General features: G+C 44.6%; 25 protein-coding genes. 13 read left to right on the forward strand and 12 right to left on the reverse strand.

What is annotated here, in order from left to right:
* The first annotated feature begins 30 nt into the window (after window positions 1-30).
* From V1499_RS03020 to V1499_RS03050, 7 genes are all read left to right on the forward strand, one after another.
* Window positions 31-981 carry an ABC transporter permease gene (locus V1499_RS03020; protein ID WP_409273692.1) on the forward strand — a complete coding sequence of 317 codons (951 nt, stop codon included), beginning with the start codon at window positions 31-33 and terminating at the stop codon, window positions 979-981.
* A gap of 4 nt (window positions 982-985) precedes the next feature.
* Entirely contained in the window at window positions 986-1,840 is an 855-nt protein-coding gene (locus tag V1499_RS03025; RefSeq protein WP_409273694.1) for an ABC transporter permease, read from the forward strand.
* A 35-nt stretch (window positions 1,841-1,875) separates the two neighbouring features.
* Window positions 1,876-2,874, forward strand: a complete 999-nt coding sequence (locus V1499_RS03030; RefSeq protein ID WP_409273696.1) for an ABC transporter ATP-binding protein — start codon at window positions 1,876-1,878, stop codon at window positions 2,872-2,874.
* Window positions 2,867-3,844, forward strand: a complete 978-nt coding sequence (locus tag V1499_RS03035; RefSeq protein ID WP_409273698.1) for an ABC transporter ATP-binding protein — start codon at window positions 2,867-2,869, stop codon at window positions 3,842-3,844. Before V1499_RS03030 ends, V1499_RS03035 begins: the two co-directional genes overlap by 8 nt.
* A gap of 10 nt (window positions 3,845-3,854) precedes the next feature.
* A complete protein-coding gene (locus tag V1499_RS03040; protein WP_409273700.1) occupies window positions 3,855-4,307 on the forward strand; it encodes a hypothetical protein in 453 nt (150 codons plus the stop codon).
* 318 nt (window positions 4,308-4,625) lie between these two features.
* Window positions 4,626-6,014, forward strand: a complete 1,389-nt coding sequence (locus V1499_RS03045) for a TldD/PmbA family protein (RefSeq protein WP_409273702.1) — start codon at window positions 4,626-4,628, stop codon at window positions 6,012-6,014.
* A gap of 3 nt (window positions 6,015-6,017) precedes the next feature.
* Complete coding sequence (locus V1499_RS03050; RefSeq protein WP_409273703.1) at window positions 6,018-7,352, forward strand: TldD/PmbA family protein; 1,335 nt, start codon at window positions 6,018-6,020, stop codon at window positions 7,350-7,352.
* 298 nt (window positions 7,353-7,650) lie between these two features.
* Here the strand turns inward: V1499_RS03050 and V1499_RS03055 are convergent, their stop codons facing one another.
* From V1499_RS03055 to V1499_RS03090, 8 genes are all read right to left on the reverse strand, one after another.
* Window positions 7,651-7,863, reverse strand: coding sequence for a hypothetical protein (locus V1499_RS03055; RefSeq protein WP_409273704.1), 213 nt, complete (start codon window positions 7,861-7,863; stop codon window positions 7,651-7,653).
* Between the two features lie 342 nt (window positions 7,864-8,205).
* Window positions 8,206-8,559 carry a hypothetical protein gene (locus tag V1499_RS03060; protein ID WP_316570164.1) on the reverse strand — a complete coding sequence of 118 codons (354 nt, stop codon included), beginning with the start codon at window positions 8,557-8,559 and terminating at the stop codon, window positions 8,206-8,208.
* Window positions 8,560-8,710: 151 nt separating this feature from the next.
* Window positions 8,711-9,049, reverse strand: coding sequence for a hypothetical protein (locus V1499_RS03065; RefSeq protein ID WP_409273707.1), 339 nt, complete (start codon window positions 9,047-9,049; stop codon window positions 8,711-8,713).
* A 13-nt stretch (window positions 9,050-9,062) separates the two neighbouring features.
* A complete protein-coding gene (locus tag V1499_RS03070; protein ID WP_409273708.1) occupies window positions 9,063-9,485 on the reverse strand; it encodes a hypothetical protein in 423 nt (140 codons plus the stop codon).
* The gene (locus tag V1499_RS03075) at window positions 9,463-9,684 is read right to left on the reverse strand and encodes a hypothetical protein (RefSeq protein WP_409273709.1); all 222 of its coding nucleotides are present in this window, start codon (window positions 9,682-9,684) and stop codon (window positions 9,463-9,465) included. The genes V1499_RS03070 and V1499_RS03075 overlap by 23 nt, the downstream gene beginning before the upstream one ends.
* Complete coding sequence (locus V1499_RS03080) at window positions 9,681-10,094, reverse strand: Hsp20/alpha crystallin family protein (RefSeq protein WP_409273711.1); 414 nt, start codon at window positions 10,092-10,094, stop codon at window positions 9,681-9,683. Before V1499_RS03080 ends, V1499_RS03075 begins: the two co-directional genes overlap by 4 nt.
* Window positions 10,095-10,235: 141 nt before the next feature.
* On the reverse strand, window positions 10,236-10,481 hold the full coding sequence (locus V1499_RS03085) for a hypothetical protein (RefSeq protein ID WP_409273713.1): 246 nt from the start codon (window positions 10,479-10,481) through the stop codon (window positions 10,236-10,238).
* A 31-nt stretch (window positions 10,482-10,512) separates the two neighbouring features.
* Entirely contained in the window at window positions 10,513-10,995 is a 483-nt protein-coding gene (locus V1499_RS03090; protein WP_409273714.1) for a hypothetical protein, read from the reverse strand.
* A 206-nt stretch (window positions 10,996-11,201) separates the two neighbouring features.
* Between V1499_RS03090 and V1499_RS03095 the strand changes: the two genes are divergently transcribed.
* The 5 genes from V1499_RS03095 (at window position 11,202) to V1499_RS03115 (ending at window position 16,529) form a co-directional block, all read left to right on the forward strand.
* Window positions 11,202-12,332 carry an ROK family protein gene (locus V1499_RS03095; RefSeq protein ID WP_409273716.1) on the forward strand — a complete coding sequence of 377 codons (1,131 nt, stop codon included), beginning with the start codon at window positions 11,202-11,204 and terminating at the stop codon, window positions 12,330-12,332.
* An 11-nt stretch (window positions 12,333-12,343) separates the two neighbouring features.
* Complete coding sequence (locus tag V1499_RS03100) at window positions 12,344-13,096, forward strand: 6-phosphogluconolactonase (RefSeq protein ID WP_409273718.1); 753 nt, start codon at window positions 12,344-12,346, stop codon at window positions 13,094-13,096.
* Window positions 13,093-14,478: an alpha-galactosidase gene (locus V1499_RS03105; protein WP_409273720.1), complete on the forward strand. Its 1,386-nt coding sequence runs from the start codon at window positions 13,093-13,095 to the stop codon at window positions 14,476-14,478. Before V1499_RS03100 ends, V1499_RS03105 begins: the two co-directional genes overlap by 4 nt.
* Before the next feature lie 409 nt (window positions 14,479-14,887).
* A complete protein-coding gene (locus V1499_RS03110) occupies window positions 14,888-15,856 on the forward strand; it encodes an NAD(P)-dependent alcohol dehydrogenase (protein ID WP_409276213.1) in 969 nt (322 codons plus the stop codon).
* A 58-nt stretch (window positions 15,857-15,914) separates the two neighbouring features.
* The gene (locus V1499_RS03115; RefSeq protein WP_409273722.1) at window positions 15,915-16,529 is read left to right on the forward strand and encodes a class I SAM-dependent methyltransferase; all 615 of its coding nucleotides are present in this window, start codon (window positions 15,915-15,917) and stop codon (window positions 16,527-16,529) included.
* A gap of 68 nt (window positions 16,530-16,597) precedes the next feature.
* Here V1499_RS03115 and V1499_RS03120 read toward each other — a convergent pair whose 3' ends face one another.
* The 3 genes from V1499_RS03120 to rbsK all read right to left on the reverse strand — a co-directional run bounded on the left by V1499_RS03120 (window position 16,598) and on the right by rbsK (window position 19,391).
* Window positions 16,598-17,053 carry a GNAT family N-acetyltransferase gene (locus V1499_RS03120; protein ID WP_409273724.1) on the reverse strand — a complete coding sequence of 152 codons (456 nt, stop codon included), beginning with the start codon at window positions 17,051-17,053 and terminating at the stop codon, window positions 16,598-16,600.
* A 610-nt stretch (window positions 17,054-17,663) separates the two neighbouring features.
* Complete coding sequence (locus tag V1499_RS03125; protein WP_409276214.1) at window positions 17,664-18,290, reverse strand: class I SAM-dependent methyltransferase; 627 nt, start codon at window positions 18,288-18,290, stop codon at window positions 17,664-17,666.
* Between the two features lie 207 nt (window positions 18,291-18,497).
* Complete coding sequence (gene rbsK / locus V1499_RS03130; protein WP_409273726.1) at window positions 18,498-19,391, reverse strand: ribokinase; 894 nt, start codon at window positions 19,389-19,391, stop codon at window positions 18,498-18,500.
* A 373-nt stretch (window positions 19,392-19,764) separates the two neighbouring features.
* Between rbsK and V1499_RS03135 the strand changes: the two genes are divergently transcribed.
* Window positions 19,765-20,670: a hypothetical protein gene (locus tag V1499_RS03135; RefSeq protein WP_409273728.1), complete on the forward strand. Its 906-nt coding sequence runs from the start codon at window positions 19,765-19,767 to the stop codon at window positions 20,668-20,670.
* Window positions 20,671-20,750: 80 nt separating this feature from the next.
* Here the strand turns inward: V1499_RS03135 and V1499_RS03140 are convergent, their stop codons facing one another.
* The gene (locus tag V1499_RS03140; protein WP_409273729.1) at window positions 20,751-21,557 is read right to left on the reverse strand and encodes a CAP domain-containing protein; all 807 of its coding nucleotides are present in this window, start codon (window positions 21,555-21,557) and stop codon (window positions 20,751-20,753) included.
* Between the last annotated feature and the right edge of the window lie 173 nt (window positions 21,558-21,730).

A 21,730-nucleotide genomic window follows, 5' to 3' on the forward strand; every position in this document is an offset into this window, starting at 1 on the left:
GCTTTTGGCGTTCCATAAGGAGGTACATGCGTGAAAAGAATAATAGTGAAGAGGCTGCTCAATGCGATTCCGCTTTTAATTATCATTTCAATGATAGCCTTCCTTCTTATAAAACTGGCCCCGGGAGACCCGGTGAGGAGCTTTGTCACCCCAGATATGGCCCCTGAAGATGTAGAGCGAATACGCCAAAGCCTCGGTCTTGATAAGCCGATATATATTCAGTATTTTTTATGGCTTCAGAATATTATAGTTGGAAATTTTGGCTATTCCATGATAACCAAGCGCCCAGTGCTGGACATGATTCTCGAGCGCCTGCCAGCAACAGTCGGGCTGATGGGAGTTTCACTAATCGTAACCTTGATTATTGCCATTCCCCTCGGCCTGTTTACGGCGGTGAAAAAGAATTCGCTCTTTGACCGCATTGCAAATTTAATCTCGTATATAGGGATATCCATCCCGATTTTCTGGTTTGCCTTAATGCTAATTTACCTGTTTTCACTTAAATGGGGACTGCTGCCAAGCATGGGGATGCGTACAGTTGGCAGCGATTCTGCGTGGGATGTCATCAAACACGGAATCCTTCCCTGTACAGTCCTCGCTTTTCAGAATGTATCAGTCTATATGAGGTATATCCGTTCGAGTACCATCCATCAGCTGGAAGAGGACTATGTCCACATCCAGTATGCTTATGGGGCAAGTAAGACAACGATCCTGTTCCGCCATGTACTGAGGAATGTCCTTTTGCCAATCATTACGATTATCGGATTGTCGATACCGGGGCTGGTTGGAGGGGCGTTCATCACAGAGACTGTCTTTTCGTGGCCGGGACTGGGGCTTTTGGGCGTCACTTCGATTTTCTCATTCGATTATCCCGTGATTATGGCCATTACCCTGTTTTCTTCATTAATGCTTGTGGTCGGGAACTTGTTTGCGGACATCCTCTACAGTGTTGTCGATCCGCGGATAAGGCTAAGGGGGTAAGCCAATGAACAAGAGAAGATGGAATAATGTTAAAAAAGAATTGTTAAAAAACAAATTTGCCTTGATGGCCCTGATTATCCTTATACTGTTTTCAATTCTTTCGCTATTTGCGTTTTTGTCACCGTTTGATCCTAATAAAATGTCGATACCCGATCGGCTGCAGCCTCCAAGCGCCAAGCATTTGTTTGGAACGGATGATTACGGCCGGGATTACTTGACCCGGGCGCTCTATGGCGGCCGAGTGTCGCTCGCTGTTGGTTTTCTGTCCATGGTTGTCGCAGTCACAGTTGGGACAGCGGTCGGCACCATTTCGGGGTATTTCGGCGGATGGATTGATAATATCCTGATGAGGCTAGTGGAAGTGCTGATGTCGATTCCATCCTTTTTCCTAATGCTCCTTTTAAATGCCTATATGAAACCAGGAATCAGGACGCTCGTCTTTATCATCGGCTTGATGACCTGGATGGAGATTTCGAGAATTGTAAGGTCCGAGACGCTTTCGGTAAAAGAACGGGAGTATGTCATGTACGCAAAAGCGTCCGGACAGTCGTCCGTGTTTATTATCTTGAAGCATATTATTCCGAACATCGCATCGACCATAATCATTGCCGGGACTCTTAACATTGCGACCGCGATATTGATGGAGTCCTCCTTAAGCTTTCTTGGACTTGGCGTCCAGCAGCCGAACTCATCGTGGGGCAGCATGCTGAACAATGCCCAGGGATATATCGGAGATGCCTGGCACCTGACGTTGTTCCCGGGATTTTTGATTTTATTTACCGTCCTAAGCTTTAATGTCCTTGGGAATGTCCTTCGAGTCGCATTCGAGCCAAAGGGAACGATGCTGCAAAAAAAATAACGCATATGTGTTTTAAATAAAGGGGAGTAACCAAAGTGCCAGAGAAGCTTCTTGAAATCGAAAACTTAAAAACTTCTTTTTACACAGAAGCAGGAGAAGTTCAGGCAGTCCGTGGTGTTGGCTTCACCTTGAAAAAGGGGGAAGTGTACGGGATTGTCGGAGAGTCTGGGAGCGGAAAAAGCGTTATGGCTAAATCAATTATCTCCCTCATTCAGCCTCCAGGAAAAATAAAGGAAGGCTCGATCCGGCTTCGTGGCGAAAATCTTCTGCAAAAGAAGGAAAAGGATTTGCAAAAGATTCGCGGCAACGAAATCGCGATGATTTCCCAGGACCCGATGTCCGCGCTGAATCCTGTTGTAAAAATTGGCAAGCAATTGACGGAAGTAATCATTCGCCACCGCCGTGTCGCGAAAAAGGAAGCCTACCTAATCGCGGCTCAATTGCTCCGCCAGGTCGGAATATCTTCTCCTGAGGAACGGCTTCAACAATACCCTCACGAATTGAGCGGCGGGATGAAACAGCGAATCATGATCGCGATGGCGATTAGCTGCCGTCCGGAGGTATTGATCGCGGATGAACCGACTACCGCACTCGATGTGACGATTCAGGCACAAATCCTGGATTTAATGAGAGATTTGAGAGAAAAGGAAAACATGGCGATATTGCTGATCACCCACGATCTTGGGGTAGTGGCGCAGAATTGTGAACGGATTCTCGTCATGTATGGCGGGCTTATCATGGAGGAAGGACCGGTAAAGGATCTTTTTCAAAATCCGAAGCATCCGTATACAGAAGGATTGCTCAAATCCCTGCCAAAACGTTCCGATACCGGGAAGGAAAGACTCGTCCCGATACAGGGTACGCCCCCAGATCTGCTAAATCCGCCGAAGGGCTGTCCATTTGCCGGGCGATGTCCTTATACGATGGGGATTTGCGAGGAAAAGATGCCGCCTTATTTCGATGCCGGTGAAGGAAGGCGGACAATGTGCTGGCTTCACGACGAAAGCGAAAAAGAAGGTGAAGTTCATGAGTGAGACAATTTTGGAAGTAAAGGACCTTAAAAAATACTATCCGGTTAAAAGTGGCATTCTTGGACGGAACCAACAGTATCTGAAGGCTGTTGACGGTGTTAGCTTTTCTATTCAAAAAGGGGAAACATTCGGTCTTGTTGGCGAGTCGGGTTGCGGGAAATCGACGGTTGGCAGAAGCATCATTAGGCTCCATGATATTACCTCAGGGAACATTTACTTTGATGGGGATGATATTGCCTCTTTAAAAGAGAAGGACCTTATGAAATACCGCCGGCGAATGCAGGCCGTTTTTCAGGACCCTTATGCATCACTTAATCCGACCATGAATGTATTCGAATTGATCAGTGAACCTATGAAAATTCATAGCTCTTCATCTGTTGCGGAACGGAAGGAAATCATTTTAGACCTCCTCGAGCGAGTCGGCCTGAAGGAGGACCATCTATACCGCTATCCGCATGAGTTCAGCGGCGGGCAGCGCCAGCGTGTGAGTATCGCAAGGGCGCTTTCGGTCCGGCCTGATTTCATCCTGTGTGATGAACCGATTTCCGCCCTTGATGTTTCGGTTCAGGCCCAAGTGGTCAATATGCTTGAAGATATCCAGCAGGATACCGGAGTGACATACTTATTCATTGCCCATGACCTGTCAATGGTCCGGCACATCTCAAGCCGAATTGGCGTTATGTATTTAGGCAATATGGTTGAAATAGCGGAAAGCAATGAGCTATACAAAAATCCTTTGCATCCTTATACACAGGCGCTGCTATCGGCGATTCCGGAACCGGATACGACAAAGGCAGCCCGGGAGCGCATCATTCTGAAAGGCGAGGTGCCAAGCCCATTGAACTCGCCATCAGGCTGTAAGTTCCGCACCCGGTGCCCGTATGCCATGGAGATTTGTGCCCAAGTTGAACCGCCAATGTTGGATGCCGGAGAAGGCCATCATGTTGCATGTTATTTATACGGAGAAAAATAGGGGAGGGAAAATGATGCAAAAAGAAAGGCTGGCATTGAACCATGCTCTGATGATTGAAATGCTTCGCTCGAATGGTGTCCAGGACAGTGAAATCCTGCACATGCTTGAAAACGGGACTTCTACAGAGTTTGAGAGATTTGGAGAAGGAATTCCGGATTGGCAGACTCTGATTGATTTTTACAATAGCAATCCTGGGAGAATCAGAAATGCTATCCTAAAGGGCTACAGAATAACCTTTTTGACAAAAGGCGCGCTAAAGTCGCTGCTCGGGATTAAGTTCGGGCTTGAAAGAGATGTCGCATTCCGGGACGGCGGATTTACCCTTGATCAGGTGAGGCTGTCCGGGAATCAGCTGAATGAACTCAAAGAGATCATCTCCGCCAACTGGCAGGTAATCGAAGAACATCAAAACGATGGAATGTATGAACTGAGAATTGCCTTGGTGAATCCTCCAGGTGAATAGAAGGATAGAATTGACCGCGCAGATTAGAATGGCTTCTAGAAATGGGCAGAACGGGGCTCGGCCTCTCCCTTACCCAATGGATTGACTCTTCCTAAACGGCACCATCTCGGTTGAAAGTGAACCGGGAAAGGGGAGTGAATTCATGTTACAATTTCAATTTTTCTCTAGCAACTGCCACTGGTATATGTGGCAGTTTTTTTGTGCCCGAAAACAGGTATGGAAGTTTTAACCTGATCTTAGAGGAATAACTTTTGGGAAGAACGAATATTCAATTAAAGTGGTTTCTAAGCAATGTATTTTTAAAAGCAGGAGGTTTATATGCTAAGTAAACATGTAATTGAAGAGGTGCTTGCGGCAGCTTTAACAACAGGTGGGGATTTTTCCGAAATTTTTATTGAAGACCGATTTACTAATAACCTAGCCTTCCAGAGTGGGAAGATTGAAACAGCCTTGTCCGGACGTGATTTTGGCGTTGGCATCAGGGTGTTTAAAGGTTTGCGGAGCATCTATGCGTACACAACCGATTTTAGCAGGGAAGGCCTTTTAAAGGCAGCAGCCAATGCCGCCCAGGCGATTAAAGGTGAAGCGGCTGCCAGGCTTGCCCCATTTGTCATCCAGGCCGCAGACTCTATTCATCCGATTCAGATTATGCCACGGGATGTCGGGAAATCTCGTAAGGCTGAAATCCTGCATAACGCATATGAGAAAACCAAAAACTATCATTCTTCGATTTCCCAGGTAACCGTCCGGTATATGGATGAGGAGCAAAATGTGCTGATTGCCAACTCGGAAGGTACATTCATTGAGGATAAGCGGGTCCGGTCAAGACTGGCAATTCAAGCTGTGGCGGTTCGGGGCAATCAAATGGAGTCTGGCTTTTATGGTCCTGGCGCACATCAGGGTTTCGAATTCTTTGAAAACCTCAATCTCGATCATTATACAAATGAAGCGGCTCGCATCGCGGTGACGAAACTGGATGCAATTCCATGCCCAAGCGGGAAATTCCCGGTCATCATTGATAATGAGTTCGGCGGGGTTATTTTTCACGAAGCCTGCGGCCATGGGCTTGAAGCCACGTCCGTGGCCAAAAACACGTCAGTGTTCGCCAATCGGATTGGCGAGCGGGTTGCGCCGGAAATCGTTTCTTATATCGATGACGGAACACTTCCGAATGAGTGGGGTTCCATCAATATTGATGATGAAGGGGAAAAGGCGCGCAAAAATGTGCTGATTGAAAATGGCGTTTTAAAAGGATACTTGATTGATAAGTTTAACGGGCGGCGTATGGGGATGGCCTCAACCGGTTCCGGAAGAAGGGAATCCTTCCGGTTCGCGCCGACTTCAAGGATGACGAATACGTATATTGCCCCTGGAACCTCATCTCCGGAAGAAATCCTATCTGCTACCGAACATGGAATTTACGCAAAGTATATGGGCGGCGGGCAGGTTAATCCGGCAACCGGCGATTACAACTTCGCGGTTATGGAAGCATATGAAGTGAAGAACGGGAAACTAGGCCGGCCGCTGAAAGGGGCTACCCTGATTGGGAATGGCCCTAAGACTCTTCAAATGGTTGATATGGTTGGCAACAATTTGAGCCATGGGGCCGGGATGTGCGGTTCCCTGAGTGGAAGCATTCCGGTAAACGTTGGCCAGCCGACAATCCGTGTCAGTGAAATCACAGTCGGCGGGACAAAGGGGGAATAGAAGATGACTTTTCAGGAATTGCTGTTTCGCGAGGCTGAAAACAGAGGGTTCACAGATGTTGAAATCTATTTTGTAAAAAAAGAAGTGTTTGGCTGCCAAATTTACAATGGCGAAATCGACCAATATGAAATTGCTGAAGATGGAGGCCTGTCGTTTCGCGGAAAGATTAATGGAAAGATGGGTTATGCCTACACTGAAAAAATTGATGAAGCATCTATCCCTTATCTAATCGAGAACGCGATGGAAAATGCCTCGGTTCTTATTGATGATGAGGGGGAAGAGATTTTTGCCGGAAGCGAACGCTATGCAAAGGGCGACTTCTTTTCCGAATCATTGCAGGAAGTAGGGATTCCGGAAAAAATCGACTTCATTAGGGAAGTTGAGAAGGAACTCCTTGCAATCGACCCGCGATTCCAGCCAACGGATTTCTGTGGCATTCGGACAGAATCGGTTATAAAGACGCTTGCCAATAATAAAGGTTTGAATGTAAGTGACAAGTTGAATGTTTTATATGTGTATGTCCAGGCGATAGTGAAGGATGGTGAGGAAAAGAAAACCTCGTTTGAATTTAAAGTGACGAAGGACTTTCACAAGTTAAACGCCAAGGAAATCGCCCAGAAAGCCGCAAAGGAAGCATTGGCGCAATTGGGATCGAAGTCCATTGAAAGCAGAAAATATCCTGTTCTGCTCCGCAACGATGCGGCCGCTCAGCTTTTGGCGGTATACTCTGGTAATTTTTCAGCTGAGAATACACAAGCCGGCACATCGCCATTGAAGGATAAACAGGGAAAAGAAATTGCGTCTGCTAAGGTAACGATCGTGGATGACCCGTTTCATGAAGGAGGCCTTGGCTGCAGGACTTTTGATAGTGAGGGAGTGGCCACAAAGAAACTGACAGTTGTTGAGTCAGGGGTGCTGCAATCCCTACTCCACAATTTAAAAACTGCCAGGAAGGAGCAAACATCCACGACCGGTCATGCACATAAAAGTTCCTATAAATCTGCCATCAAGGTCGGGCCGTCCAATTTTTACATTGAGCCATCATTAAGGGAATTTAGCGAATTGGTCAGTGGGATGGAAGAGGGAATTTTGATTACAGAACTTTCGGGGTTGCATTCCGGTGCCAATACCGTTTCCGGGGACTTCTCGGTCGCTGCAAATGGGTTCTATGTAAAGAGTGGAAAAGTCCAATATCCGGTCAACTTGATGACGATTGCCGGGAACTTTTACGAGATGTTGAAGGATGTTGTGGAAATCGGCTCCGACCTGGTGTTCCCGCTCTCACCGATTGGATCACCGTCAATCCTTGTAAAGTCATTATCGGTAACGGTTGAATAGTAAAGGGCCTGCGTTTAGATCCGGCATCATTGAAATATGAATATAAACCTTCAGGCAAGCTGCCGCCATTTTGGTGGCCGCTTTTATCTTTATGTATTTATAAATTTTCAAACAAGTTTTACATGATTTTTCACTAGTTATTTCATAAGATTCACTAGTGAGTGTCAGACACCTACTATATTTCGGAGCGCTACTATAGCAATAATTCACTAGTCCCTCTCTGCCACCCCGTCGATTTTGCAAGGGACGGATCCGCCGCCTCAATGAAGAAGCTACCCGTCCCTTTTCTCTTGATAAATCAGTAATTCCAATGGTGGAATGGATAGCCCCCATGCCAATGATGATGATGGAACCAAGGATAGTGATGGTGATGATGCCAAGGGTAGCCGCCATATCCATAACCCGGATAGCCGCCAAAACCATACCCTGGATACCCGCCGACCCCCATACCATAACCCGGATAGCCTCCAAAGCCCATTCCGTAACCCATGCCTCCGAACTGTCTTTCCATATTCTCTCTCCTCCTCAAATTCATTCAAAATATCATATGCTTCTTTGGGTGGGCAGGAATGGTCAAATGCCTAGGTGCGGGAGATATTTCAATAACTCTTTATTTTTCGCCCTTTCCTGTTCCATAAAACAGGGGGACGTATATTACCCTAATATGTGTTTTCATAATTTTAAGGGTACTTTCCAATGTATGAAAACGAATCTTTTCCCATTATACAAGCGCGAGTGAATTTCAATTGTATCTCTTAACATAAGAAAGATGTAAATTGGGTCCAACAACGAAAAACAGGGAATGTATCCTGTGCTTCAATGAGGCACTCGGTCCGTTCCCTGCTTCTAATTGTTAGGAAATTTTCGCTATGTATTCGGCGGTTGATTGCGGTTCGTCCTTGGCTTGGACTTTGTCGATTTTATCGACAAACATCCCGAAGACCCTTTTCTTTTCTTCAAGGTCCTTGATTTCGGCTTTTAGCCTATTAAATTGTTCCTCGAACGGTTTGTGGTAGATTTCCCGGATGGTGCGGATAATCTCTTCGTTCACCGTTGACTGGGTGACCTGCTTGGTTATGCTGAACTTGTAGTTGTATACCATAAGCTCCTGCTTTACCTTTTCATACTCTTTATCGATCTCCGCGAGCAATTCCAAAATTTCCTCTTTCCATTCATTCAACGATTTTTTTAGATATGAAGAATCCATAACGTGTCTCCTTATGCATGTAATAATGGATGAGAAAGTGTGTCCTTCAATTTTAACATGTCTAAGTTACAAATCGTTTTCGGACAGGTTACAGTTTAAACCGCTATATTAAAAAGACGTGACGGGTCAAGGAGGAGGATTAAAGAAAATCTTATTCGGATTCGGAATCCCCCAACTCTTCCTCCACAACTTCCTGGATATCAACATCCTGTTGCCTGAGGATTCCTTGTGCGTATTGAGTGAGCGTTTCCTGGCCGGAGTCTTCTCCCAATTCAAAGTTGAAGGCATCCTTCGTTTCCCGTTCTTCCAAAGAAGCGAAAAGGTCATGGATATCGGCATTGTCACCCGATACAGTGCCAAATCCCTGGTTATGCTTTTTATAACTCGTAAAGCCGCTCGGGAGGTTATTGCCCAGATTGACGCACGACGCGCCTTCCACAGTTCCGATCGTGATTTTTCCGATAAAAAAAGCGGGAGAAAATTTATTCATCGCGATTGCCCTTTCAGTTGGTTAATGAATACGAAACCGGGTCGCCGTTGATTAGAATCTGTATATCCCGGCCGCTTCTTTCTGTTTCCAAAAATGTCTCCTTACCCTTTTTCGTTTCTGTTGATGTATCCTCAACGTTTTCTTTTTCCAAAAATAAAGCTGAATTTCTTTCCGGAACGAGTTCATTCACTTTCTCTTTTCCATGTACCTTTGGTGAAAATGTGTTGCCCATGTTCAGCATCCCGCTTAATTCCTGGATATCCAGCCTCTCGAGGTGAAAGGCGAGTTCCTCAAGGTTCAGTTCATTTAAATGGAGGTCGTTTATATGAATGTCAAAATGGATTTTGCTATTGTTCGATTCTTTCACGGCATTTTCAAGTCTGTCCAATCTTTCGGCAAAATTCAGCAGGCTTTCAATGATTTTTTCTGTGCTCATCTGAATCAAATCCTTTTTTGTCATTGAAAAATAGCGCATGATTGTCAGTGGCTTTGCTATTTTTTCCCCTGATTGAACCAAATCCCTCATTTACTTCGGTTTTGCTAATCCTGCCAGTTTGAATGTTTGTACCTATAAAAAGCCCGGATGAAGAGTGGATTCTGCCGATTTTCATTCCTTTGTATCGAATGGCTGTCATGTTTCTCCTCCTGGAAAGCTATCGCTTTTTGTCGTTTTTAAAAGGGGAATTGTGATAGTTAAAATGCCGTACTCCAATTCCGCTTTTAATCGGCCTGGCAAACAATGCTCGGGAAGTTTGATTTTTCTTTGAAAAGGGCCGTAGAATCGTTCCTGCTTTATAAAATGAGAAGCCGGGGCCTCAATGAGAGGAGGGTGAATGTCCCCGCTGATCAAAAGGCTGCCGGAACTGATTCCAAGCTTTACATCCTTGGGCCTCGCACCGGCAAGGTCCACTGTTATATAAAGCGAATCTTCCATGTATATACAATCAATCCGGGGACCTATGAAAGGGGCGACTTCTGTTAAAAGCTCCATAAAATCACTGCCCAGTGTTTTTCTAATTTCGGAGCGGCGTCCTTTGTTTTTCACTCGGTCACGACCTTTCGGATGGAAAAGGTTTCATTACTACATATATGTAAAAAACAGGCTGTCATGCTACCGATTTCTTGTTTTAATGAATTGCGCCTATAATAAAAAAACAGCATAGCATCCCGCCGCTATGCTGCTTCATTATATTGTCTGTCCTTGCGCGCTTGGCGAGACATTCACGTTGTTCATTTGGCCATCAATGAAATCGAGGTCGTTAATGACGGATCCGTTGGCTGTATTCACCACATTCCCCACTAAAAATCCCTGTCCGTTATTGACCTTCCGGTGGGCCGCCCAGCCAGGGAGCTGATTCTGTCCAACTGCGACGGTGGAATTCGTATTTTGGGAATTAATATTGATGGCGCCAACTCCGAAGGTAATGGCCACCTGGATCCCTCCTTTAGAGGCCAGCGGAAAGTTATGAATGGGTCAAATGATTGATTTGGGTATCAATAATATCCTGATCTGAAATATAGGTTGCATTGTTTTCATTCTGTATCTTGCCAATCATCCTGCCTTGTCCGGCATTCCGCTTGCTGTGTGTACTCCAGCCGTTCATGTCATTTTCCCCAACCGCCAGGGCAGCGCAGGAATCCAGTAAGTTTACGTTAATCCCCACCACGTCAACATGATTGAGGCTGCTATTCGGCCCCCGTTCCATGATGCTTATCGCATTGCTGTTAATCGGAGTATCGACAACATCATTGTCAATGACATAACTATAGTTCCCGGAAATACGGCAATTGCTCATTGAACCAAAGCCGTAATTCGTTTTACGGTGTGAGGACCAGTTATTTGCATAATTAATACCAACAAATATGCCCGAAGCCGTATCGATTGAATTCACATTCACTTGGTCGACAATGACCCGGTTCCTCATTCGATTCCGTACCATCTTCATACCAATCCCCTGGTTTAATAACAAATATATAGTGTAGAATATGCATCCACCCAAAAAAAGTTCGTTAATCCGGCGTGGTGAGGTTTCTCATTGACACCTCATTTACCATTGATATACTTTTTAGTAAGGCCATTTAAAGAATGGTTTCATTTTTATTTATTTTTTTAACTTTGTTAATTAATGTAGTTAAATAAGAGGGTGGAGCAATGAAATCTTTTTTACCGCACGATATCAAGGACGAAAATAGAAAGATAATTTTTGATATTGTCATGCAGCACCCAGAGCTCGCGAAGGTTGAAATCACCAAGAAGACAGCGATGAGCTTTGTAACGGTTAGCAAGATAGTTCAATATTTTGAGCAAATCGGGATTTTGGTGCCAACGGGTGAAAGCCGCGATGGCTCTGGCGGGCTTGGAAGAAAAAGGACTGTTTACCGATTTAACGAGAATCGGTATTCAAGCATAGGGCTTCAGGTTATTGGCGGCCAGATAACGGCCGTGCTCGTTAATTTGCATTGCAATGTGCTTTATACGTACTCACTTGATACAGATATTCCTGTTTATAATGAAGAATTTATCGGTGTTTTTAAAGATATTGTCTGCCGCATGCGTGAAAAGGCCGAGGAAACTGGCAGCACGATAGTTGGGGTTGGAATTGGCGTGGATGGCGCAATTAATATCAGGAACAAAACAATTAGGATGAGAGTTCAACACGATAAAGAAAGGGATTATTTTTTTGAGCCGATAATTGAAAAGTTAAAAAAGACCGTTGGGTTGCCTATTATTCTTGAAAATGACGTAAACGCTTCAACGGTTGCGGAATATCGGAAAATCGAGGAACAGGAAAATGGGCTCGAAGATTTAATCCATATTTCGTTGGGTGAGGGAGTAGGAGCGGGAATTATCCTGAATAAAAAGCTGCATAGGGGCATTCATGCGAGTGCTGGTGAGCTTGAATACATGTGTTTTGATCCGGATTATATAAAAGCGCCACATTCGGTTGGCTGGCTCGAGGGCAAATTGGGAATGAGGGCTTTGCTTAATCAATTCAATTTGAGTGTTGATTCCGGGAGAGAAGCCTTTATAGAGTATGTATCCAAACATTTGGCTTTAATCATTACAAACATCAATAGCCTTTTGGATGTTGGAACCATCATAATCAGCGGAAAAACAGCAGTATTATTCCCGGAGGAGCTGTTATCAAGGACGCAAGCTTATGTTAAACAGTTTACTGATTGGGAGCCATCCATTATTGTCAGCGAGTGCTCACATTCCACGGCGGTAGGGGCAGCCAATCTTGTTCTTCAGGATAGATTGATGAAAATCATCTCAGTATAGGATGTGAAAATATGATCCGAATTTTTAATAATGAACAGGAAGTCGCGCTCCAAATTGCCAAAGAAATGGAGGAGCATGTAAGAACAGAAGCAAAGCCGGTTTTATGTTTAGCATCAGGCAGCACCCCCAAGATATCCTACCAGCTGTTTGCTGCCGCTATGAAAGGCCAGCCCACCCTTAAAAAAGTGAAATTTGTAAGCCTTGATGAATGGGTAGGAATCAGCAGGGAATCGGAGGGCAGCTGTTTTCAAATGCTCAATCAGGATTTATTTTCCCATCTGGAACTGGAGCCGGGGCAAATTGAATTCTTTGATGGAACCGCTGATGATTTACAGGAGGAGTGCTCGAAGATTGACAGTTTCATAGAGGAGCATCCGATTACATTCAGTTTAATTGGCGTTGGCATGAACGGACATATTGGCTTGAATGAGCCCGGGTGCAAAGTGTTGGGCCATAGCAGTGTTGTCGATTTATCAGAAACGACAAAGACAGTTGCCCAGAAGTATTTTATACAACCCACAGAACTTGAGAAAGGCATTACGTTGGGATTAAGGCAAATAGCCGAAAGCAAGCGGGCCATTGTTGCCATTACAGGTGAAAGGAAGGCTGAAATCGTACAGAAAATCGCCTTACTTAAGGAGAGGAAGCTTCCTGCCCAGGAGCTGCTTGGCTATGAACATATTGATTTCTATTTGGATAGGGCGGCGGCGAAATATCTAAAGTGTAAATATATACGGGAAAAGTCGGGAGGAGAACAAATATGAAAAAAGTGAAAGTGGCATTAGTGGGGGCGGGCAGCATCTCGTTTGCGCTTGGCTCTCTTCAGGATTTGGTCCTGTCCGAAAGGCTAAAAAATGAAGTGGATCTCGAAATCGCCCTTATGGACATTGTTGATGAAAATTTAACAAAAACGTATGCCTATTCGAAGGAAATGTTTACTGAATTCTCGCACCCGGCAAACCTATGGAAAACGACAAATCTGGAAGAAGCATTGACAGGCGCTGACTTTGTCATTTCCGCAATTGAAGTGAACCGGTATTTTTACTGGTCACAGGACTTCCATATCCCGCGCCGTTATGGCAGCAAACAGATTTTTGGCGAAAATGGCGGCCCTGGATCGATGTTCCATACACTTAGGAATCTCGGCCCGATGATCCATATTGCACGTACAATGGAAAAGGTTTGCCCTGATGCCTGGCTGCTCAACTACACGAATCCCGAAGCGAAATTGGTCGAGGCGATATCAAAGTTAACATCTATTAAAATAGTAGGCTTGTGCCATGGACTAGATATGGGCGTCGACCAAATCTCGAAGTTTTTGGAAATGGATAGAAATGATTTGGGCTTCGAAGGAGGTGGCCTGAACCATTTTGGTTTTTTTACGAAAATATGGGACAAGAATACAGGTGAGGACTTATACCCGCTTTTCCATGAAAAAGAAACGGAGGCCAATCGCCTCGCCCAGTTTGACCATATTTCTCTATCCCGCACGATGTACCATATTTATGGGCTTTACCCTTATCCGGGTACAAACCATATCGGGGAGTATGTTTCGTTTGCCGGGGATTTTTACGCGGGGCTTCCACTTCAATTCCATTATGACCCGGTTAGGGAAAGGCTGTGGGAAAAGGATTCGAGGACTCCTGAATTCGTTTACTGCGCCCATGGGGGCATACTTGATAAAGGCTTGTTTGACGAGAACATGACCTATGAAGAGTGGGCCGAAACGATGTTTGTTTTTAAAAAAGAGAATGTCCATAAGAGTGGCGAGTATGCGATACCGATCATTGAAGCGATTTTCTTTGATGATGAAATCGAAATCAATTCGGCCAATTTGCAAAATAATGGCGCAATCAAAGGCCTGCCGGATGATATGGTTGTCGAAACGCAGGCGGTCGTGAATGGCGATGGAATTCAATTGAAACCAATGACTGTTGAGCTGCCAACAGCAATTATCGGAACGATCCACATACAGGGAATGATTCACAGATTGCTGATTGAGGCTTATGTGGAAAATTCGAAGACAAAGCTACTGCAGGCGATTTTGCTTGATCCTCAGGCGCCAAGCTATTATCAGGCTTGCGCCATGATTGATGAAATGTACGAACGGCAAAAGGAAATCCTTCCTTTGCTGGAATGGAAATAACCAAAATATTAAAAAGGAAAGCCGCCCTTCACACGTGAGAAGGGGCGGCTTTTTCATGTTTACGAATACTGGGCTACATCGAAGGAGATTGCCCAAAATGTTCCCTGCCCCCGCGATTGCCACATTTAAATACAAGTCCAGCAGGATGAAGCTTATGAAAGCTTTCGCGTAATCCCATATTGCTTTATTGGTATTTTCTAAAAAACCACCGCCATCCAAAAGCTATTTTTAATCATACCATGGCGGACTGGGTCCGAAAATCTTATCAAGGAAGAAAATAGTAAAAACTTTCTTTTAATCCCATTTTAAACCATAATGAAGATACATCCAGATACATAATTTTCCCAAACATAAATAGGCTGTTAATGAATTAGTTTTTTTGAAACAAATCTAAGTAGGGGGAGTCTTTATAAAGGCGATTGTTTGTGGCAAATATGGCGAGCCGGATGTTCTGGAGGTAAAAGAAGTTGATAAGCCCGTGCCTGCGGACAATGAAGTGTTGGTCAAGGTACATGCGGCATCGATTAATTATGGGAATCTCGTTCTTTTAAAAGGGGAACCGTTCCTGGCCCGGTTTGCATTTGGCCTTTTAAAACCGAAATACCCGATTCCCGGGGGCGACATCTCCGGGCGTGTGGAGGCGGTTGGCAAAGATGTTAAGCTGTTCAAGCTCGGGGATGAAGTGTTTGGAGATCTTTCCGGAAGCGGCTGGGGTGGGTTTGCTGAATATGTAGCTGCTCCCGAGCATGCATTTGCTCCAAAGCCTGCGAATCTATCATTTGAAGAAGCGGCCGCGGTGCCGATGGCGGGGGTTACAGCACTGCAGAGTTTGCGTGATAAAGGGAAAATCCGCCGTGGACAAAAGGTTTTAATTAATGGGGCGTCCGGCGGTGTCGGAACGTTTGCGGTCCAAATCGCCAAATCTTTTGGTGCCGAGGTCACCGGGGTGTGCAGTACAAGGAATATAGAAAGAGTCCGATCCATCGGGGCGGACCATGCCATTGATTACACAAAAGAGAATTTTACAAAAGGGACGGAGCGCTATGACTTAATCATTGGCGCAAATGGGAACCATCCGGTTAGCGCATACAAGCGTAATTTGAATCCAAACGGAATCTTTGTTCATGTTGGCGGTGCCGGGGCGCAAATGGCGCAGACTATGTTACTTGGCCCCTGGATTTCGATGGCCGGCAGCAGAAAAATCAAAAGTTTTTTGCAGCGCCCAAACCAAAAAGACCTGTTTTTTATGAAAGAGCTGCTGGAAACAGGGAAGGTAAGGCCAGTAATTGACAGGCACTATGCCCTGGATGAAATTTCAGATGCCTTTAGCTATTTTGCCGAAGGCCATGCGCAGGGGAAAGTGGTCATAACAATGTAGGCTTGAAGGGATGGCTCTTTTAACCCGATCAGTAAAAAGGGCAATCAAGGAGGCTGATATGTTGGAAATCAACCGGCAAATCCAAGTGTTTGATAAACAGGTTAAGCGGTATGCGAAGCCACTAAAAGAAAACTCGTCTGAGTACCGTTTAAGAAAAAATCTATTGCGCTCTGCGACTGGAGATATCCTTGAACTTTCAGTGGGAGCGGGAACGAACTTCATATTTTATCCAAAGAATGCGAAAATCACTGCTGTTGATTTCAGCCCATCCATGATTGAACATGCGAGGTTAAAGGCATCTCAGGAAAGGCTCAATGTGGAGTTTATAACCGCCAATGTCGAAGAAGCTGAACTAGAGGCTGGCCAGTATGATACGGTCATCTCTACACTATCATTATGCTCATACCCGAATCCCGATAAGGTACTTGAACGGATGGCTCACTGGGTAAGGCCTGATGGCCAAATTCTTTTAATGGAGCACGGGCTCAGCACGAATCCCATATATGCCTGGCTGCAGAACAAAGCCAATCCTTTTCTTTTGAAAAAATTTGGCTGCAATCATAACCGGGATATAGGAAAACTCGTGGAATCATCCCCAGTGAGGATAAAAAAGGTCGAGAGCTTTTGGCTGAATTCGCTTCACCTGATATGGGCAAGTCCCAAAAGTAAATAAGTGGGGAAGGTTCCAGGAATGGTCCTTCCCTTTTTTGTTTTAGAAAAAGCCGTGAGGACAGCCGCCATTCAACCAAAATTCTTCTTGAAAAAATCAAGCTCCATAACGGTTGAAATTTCTCTGAAACCGAGCTTTTTGTACAAGGCTTTTGCCGGATTGCCCGCAAACACGTTGAGCTGGATGGTGCCGATGCCTCGGGACTGAAGTTCTTGAATGGCTGCTTGCATCAGTTTCTTGCCGATACCAAAGTTTCTGTAAAGAGGAAACACGTATAACTGGAGGAGGAGGCCGGTCACATTATTGGTCAACGGATTCCATTCTGAACCAAGCAAAATCCACCCCGTAATTACGCGGTTATGGTCGTCAACAAGGTAATAGGCCCCATTTTTCACCATGGGCTGAAACATGTTATAGCCATTCTCCAAATTGTTGGTAGCGTATCCCATTGTGCTTTCTTCGGTCACATGTCCAGACATTCTCAATATATAGTCGGTCTCCGATTTACTGGCTTTTCGAATTGTCATACAGCACCTCAAAGAAAATTTACATGTAATACTATATCCCCTTACCACTCGCGATGTGCCTATCCCAACTGTGCAAAGGGGAAAGGCTGTCCATTCTTATTCCCATTAAAGAACACTCCTCCCCGCGTCAATCAACACTGGATTCGTCCCCTGCTACACTGCAAATTCCCGGGAACCAAATCAGGCTGCTGGAAATTGGTTGTAATTGTAGTGACTCAGAGGAGGTAGACAAATGCAGCATAACAGCAACCCGAACACTTTTGATTTTCAGCGGGATTATCATGATAAGTGTAAAAAGCATTTGTATCAATTTATCCAGGTGGAATTGAAGGATGGGCAGTCTACCAGGGCATCCTTCATAGCTACGAGAAGGAGAGGAAGTACATCACCATGCCGAATATACACCATCCAGGCATGCAAACGGAATCGAGTGATGAAAGCAGGCTTTTTCATTTCTTCGGGCCATTTGGGCTCTTCGGATTCCTGTTTTTTGGCATTAGTGCATTCGGTCCATTTTTTCCATTCTTCATTTGACAGATACAAAAAGGCTTGCAGCAGAAACTGCTGCAAACCTTTAATATGAGAAACATAAAATATACCGTTTGATACGTCATTTCGTACAGGTGAGAATCCGATAATCGAGAATGTCCTGGTATTTCAGCATAATCATATAATGTTGGTTGAACACCTCGAATAGCTTCGGTTCAATAACATCTGAATAATGGAATTCTGGCATGTGGTGTGGTTGGAAGATGGACTGCCTGTTTCTGCTGATGACAATATTTTTAAAACCCGTTTGCTTAAGTAAAACCGCCCAGTCCGATTCGAATGGAAGGGAATCGAATCCATAAAATGCTTTTATTTCTTCGGCTTCCTTTGGCTTGGGCTGCTTATTGATAGTCAATTCGTTTGCAATAAACCGGCCCCCGTCCCTTAAAACCCGATAAATTTCCCGCAGAGCCTTTTGTTTATTTACAAAGGAAAGCACTGATTCGCAGAGGATAAAGTCGAAGCTTTTGTCCTTCAACGGGATCTCCTCGATTGATCCGTGAATGATTTCAACGGGAAGCTGGTGTGTGGCCATTCTATTTTTGGCTTTCTCGACCATAATGGGATTGATGTCCATCCCGGTTATGTTCGCCCCATATTGCAAAGCAAGAAAGGCGGCAGTCTGCCCTGTGCCACAGCCGACATCCAGAATTTTGGATGATTTGTTCATTTGCTCTCCTATGAGCATTTCCTTTGTGATGTTTAAGCCTCCTGGGTGGGCACCGCCAATCCCAAATTTGGACAAAAAATCTAGATACAATGAAGCCCCAATTGGAAACACCCTCTTCAATTTTCAGCTTATTTGCATCATATGATAGGAAATTTAGAAGGTTCGCCCCAATTTCATCCAATCACGAAGCAATGCTAATTTCAATACAGGCAAGAGTGAAAAAGATTAACTAATCACTGCTTCATTTTTTATGAAAGCTTCAACTTCTTCTTTTTTCGGCATTCCTCTTTGAGCCCCAAGTTTCATGGTTGAAAGGGCTCCGACAGCATTTCCGTATTTGCATGCATCCTTAAGAGAGAGCCCAGTTCCGAGTGCAAAGGCAAGTCCGCCGTTAAAAGAATCCCCAGCGCCAGTCGTGTCGACAGTATTCACTTTGAATGCCGGGATTTCCAGCTGAATCCCTTGCTGGAAGAAGGCAACGCCCTTGCTTCCTCTCGTCATAATGACCTTCTCTTGTAACGTATTTTCGCCCATGCTTTTAATCAGGCTAACGTATTCATGCTCATTCGGTGTCAAATAAGTAACCTGCTCAAGGATCTCATCCGGCAAATCACAGATTGGGGCAGGGTTTAATATTGTTTTCACCCTATTTTCGCTGGCAATCTCCACTGCTTTCTTAACGCCTTCGAGAGGTATTTCCAACTGTAAGATTAAAATATCGCTATCGGCAATGATGTCCCTTTTCGATTCGACAAAATCTGCGGTAACATGCAAATTGGCGCCTGGAACAACGATAATGCTATTATCATTGTCAGAAACGATAATCGTGGCTGTACCGGTTGAATCTGCAACCGGTTCCACATGCGTTATATCAATGCCCTCTTTATGCAGGTGCTGTGTGAGGCTTTCGCCAAAACCGTCATCGCCTACACATCCAATCATCCGAACCTGCGCACCAAGCCTGGCGGCTGCAACCGCCTGATTGGCGCCTTTGCCTCCCGGGTTCATAAAAAATTTCTTGCCCATCAAAGTTTCACCTTTTTGAGGAACTTGGTCGGTTATCGAAACAAGATCCATATTAATACTGCCAACAACCGTTATTTTAGGCTTTTTCTCCATACCCAATCATCTTCCTTCCTGTTAATAATCTAGTTGAAAAGTAAATATATATAATTGGTATAATGTTTCAGAATGTTGGTTCCCTAGCCGGTTGATTAACGGTTAGGTAACCGGTTACACATATCAAAGTTTATATTGATTTTTTCTTCAAGTCAAATGAAAATTAGGAAATGGAAAGAAATAGGCAGGGAAGGTGTGTTTCCTCATTCTCTTCTTAGAGTAGCAATTTCGTCTGCATTTTGAAGAGGAACATCATTTTAGTTCTTCTGAGTTAACCGGAAACTATGTGTTATTAACCTAAACGGGAAATAACGAATCTTATTTAAGTTCTATTCGTATGTTAGAAAACTGGTTTTCGTTAGGGGGGAGCGAAATGGCTTGGCTTTTAAAGTGGATCGCATATGGAATAATTTGTTTTTCATATCTCATGGGTATGATTGCTACGAGTGAATGGCTTGTAGAAAGGACCCCTAATTATATTGTGGGATATTTGGTCATGGGGCTTGGCGCCTTTCTCATCGGCCTCCTCCTTTTGAGAGGAAGAGACTTATTTTCAACGTATATTTTTAAAAGCAAAGCCTTGCGTACGTATTTGTTTTTGACGATTGCGGGCCCTATATCGTATGCATTATTTGAAGCATGGAGCCATGGAAAGTATCGAGAATTCGCCAACCTGAAGGATGTGTGGCTGTCTCCCGGTACAGTGGACTGGCTGGATTATTTTTTATGCATTGCGGGGGTGGCTTTTTTCTTTACCGCGGGATGCCTCTTTATTGCCGGAATAAAGGAAGCCGGAAAAAATTGTGTATCGCTCTGTGTTTTTTCATTTCTGTTAACAGCTACATTGGTCTATGTAACAAATAATGACTATGAAGCAATTAGGACGGACGGTATTGTTATTCAAAAACTTGGCGAAAAAGAGGAAATTGGCTGGTCTGAAGTAAGGCACGTCGATATCCTTGGTTATCTTTCACGGGATGGGTCGTCAGCGAACAGTACCCGAAGCTTTAAATGGGAGTTTGTTTTTTACCTAAAAGACGGAACAAAGAAAGTCATTGGTCCGTTTCTATATAACGACTATTTTATAAATGGTTCCTTGGAGATAAAAAAGCTTGTTATGGAAAAGAAAATCCAAATGGCAACTGACAGAATCACTGAGGAGGAATGGAGATTCATAAAAGTTGATATGGATTATGAAAAAGTGGACCCGGAAGATTTTTACTCTGTCTTTCAATACGACCCAAATACCGGGGAGTATTATAGCATTCCGTATGAATGAAACAAAATGAAGCAGGGAACGTTTCCCCGCTTCATTCGAATACCGAAAGTAGCGCTGGATCCGTTCCCTGTTAAGAGATATTACTTTCCGATAAACTCCTGAGTCCAGTAGTTGCCTTTGGCGATGTGTCCTACACCGATGTGGGTGAACTTAGGATTGAGAATGTTTTTGCGGTGCCCTTCGCTGTTCATCCAGGCAGTGACAACTTCCTGAGGTGTGCGTTGGCCCATGGCGATATTTTCTCCTGCAGATGAGTAGGTGATCCCAAATTTCTTCATCATATCAAACGGAGAGCCATAAGTCGGGCTGTTATGGTCAAAATAGCCGTTAGCGGACATATCCCGAGACTTTTCCCGAGCCATTTTGCTTAAATTCTCATCCACTTTAAGCGCCGATAGGCCAGCTTTTGCGCGCTCCTCATTTGTAAGGGTGACGACCTGCTGCTCAAACTCGCTGAGTGTGCCTGCTTGTTGTTGGGCTGGCGCGGATTGTTTCGCTGGTGTTGATTTTTTTGCCGGCGCCGGTGTTGATGCTTTAGCTGGTGATTTAGCTGGTGCTTTAGCTGGTGCTTTAGCCGCTGATGACGGTTGGGCAGGTTTAGGGTCTTTTGATTTTGCCGGTGCCTTTGGAGCTGGCGCAGCCTTCTTAGCCGGAGCGTTATCCGGTTTTTGATCCTGTTTCAAGTAATTCTCCAGTCCAAGGCGCTGAAGGGTTTCTTCTATAAATCTATTAAACTCGTTCATATTTAAATTCTTGCTTTGAAACACATACACGTGTTTCTGGTCCGCCGGGGTGAGGGACGATGCTTCCGTTTTGTCCGTCATTGGCCCGGCCATCCAAAGTGCTGAAGCCACTGCAAAAGAAAGAATGACTTTTTTCTTCTTCATCTTCCATACCTCCTGTTTATAAAAAAATGTTTGTTTGTCAGCTTGTTGCCGCAAGCACATTTATCGTAACATGCGTTTTTTGTCATATTTATGGTTAACCCTTCCATTGGTTGCCCGGTGACGTCGGATAAAATACTGAAATGTATGTTAAACGTTGATATAAAAGGCATTTA

Source organism: Neobacillus oceani (assembly GCF_046237595.1).
GTDB classification, from domain to species: Bacteria; Bacillota; Bacilli; order Bacillales; family Cytobacillaceae; genus Bacillus_D; species Bacillus_D oceani.

Bases quoted from the DNA above. Each gene is read 5' to 3' on its own strand.
- V1499_RS03035 (WP_409273698.1), top strand. From the start codon at position 2,867: ATGAGTGAGACAATTTTGGAAGTAAAGGACCTTAAAAAATACTATCCG.
- V1499_RS03040 (WP_409273700.1), top strand. From the start codon at position 3,855: ATGATGCAAAAAGAAAGGCTGGCATTGAACCATGCTCTGATGATTGAA.
- rbsK (WP_409273726.1), bottom strand. From the start codon at position 19,391: ATGGAGAAAAAGCCTAAAATAACGGTTGTTGGCAGTATTAATATGGAT.
- V1499_RS03025 (WP_409273694.1), top strand. From the start codon at position 986: ATGAACAAGAGAAGATGGAATAATGTTAAAAAAGAATTGTTAAAAAAC.
- V1499_RS03060 (WP_316570164.1), bottom strand. From the start codon at position 8,559: ATGGATTCTTCATATCTAAAAAAATCGTTGAATGAATGGAAAGAGGAA.
- V1499_RS03135 (WP_409273728.1), top strand. From the start codon at position 19,765: ATGGCTTGGCTTTTAAAGTGGATCGCATATGGAATAATTTGTTTTTCA.
- V1499_RS03125 (WP_409276214.1), bottom strand. From the start codon at position 18,290: ATGCTCATAGGAGAGCAAATGAACAAATCATCCAAAATTCTGGATGTC.
- V1499_RS03075 (WP_409273709.1), bottom strand. From the start codon at position 9,684: ATGACAGCCATTCGATACAAAGGAATGAAAATCGGCAGAATCCACTCT.
- V1499_RS03050 (WP_409273703.1), top strand. From the start codon at position 6,018: ATGACTTTTCAGGAATTGCTGTTTCGCGAGGCTGAAAACAGAGGGTTC.
- V1499_RS03070 (WP_409273708.1), bottom strand. From the start codon at position 9,485: ATGAGCACAGAAAAAATCATTGAAAGCCTGCTGAATTTTGCCGAAAGA.
- V1499_RS03140 (WP_409273729.1), bottom strand. From the start codon at position 21,557: ATGAAGAAGAAAAAAGTCATTCTTTCTTTTGCAGTGGCTTCAGCACTT.
- V1499_RS03090 (WP_409273714.1), bottom strand. From the start codon at position 10,995: ATGAAGATGGTACGGAATCGAATGAGGAACCGGGTCATTGTCGACCAA.
- V1499_RS03115 (WP_409273722.1), top strand. From the start codon at position 15,915: ATGTTGGAAATCAACCGGCAAATCCAAGTGTTTGATAAACAGGTTAAG.
- V1499_RS03100 (WP_409273718.1), top strand. From the start codon at position 12,344: ATGATCCGAATTTTTAATAATGAACAGGAAGTCGCGCTCCAAATTGCC.
- V1499_RS03095 (WP_409273716.1), top strand. From the start codon at position 11,202: ATGAAATCTTTTTTACCGCACGATATCAAGGACGAAAATAGAAAGATA.
- V1499_RS03055 (WP_409273704.1), bottom strand. From the start codon at position 7,863: ATGGAAAGACAGTTCGGAGGCATGGGTTACGGAATGGGCTTTGGAGGC.
- V1499_RS03045 (WP_409273702.1), top strand. From the start codon at position 4,626: ATGCTAAGTAAACATGTAATTGAAGAGGTGCTTGCGGCAGCTTTAACA.
- V1499_RS03065 (WP_409273707.1), bottom strand. From the start codon at position 9,049: ATGAATAAATTTTCTCCCGCTTTTTTTATCGGAAAAATCACGATCGGA.
- V1499_RS03120 (WP_409273724.1), bottom strand. From the start codon at position 17,053: ATGACAATTCGAAAAGCCAGTAAATCGGAGACCGACTATATATTGAGA.
- V1499_RS03105 (WP_409273720.1), top strand. From the start codon at position 13,093: ATGAAAAAAGTGAAAGTGGCATTAGTGGGGGCGGGCAGCATCTCGTTT.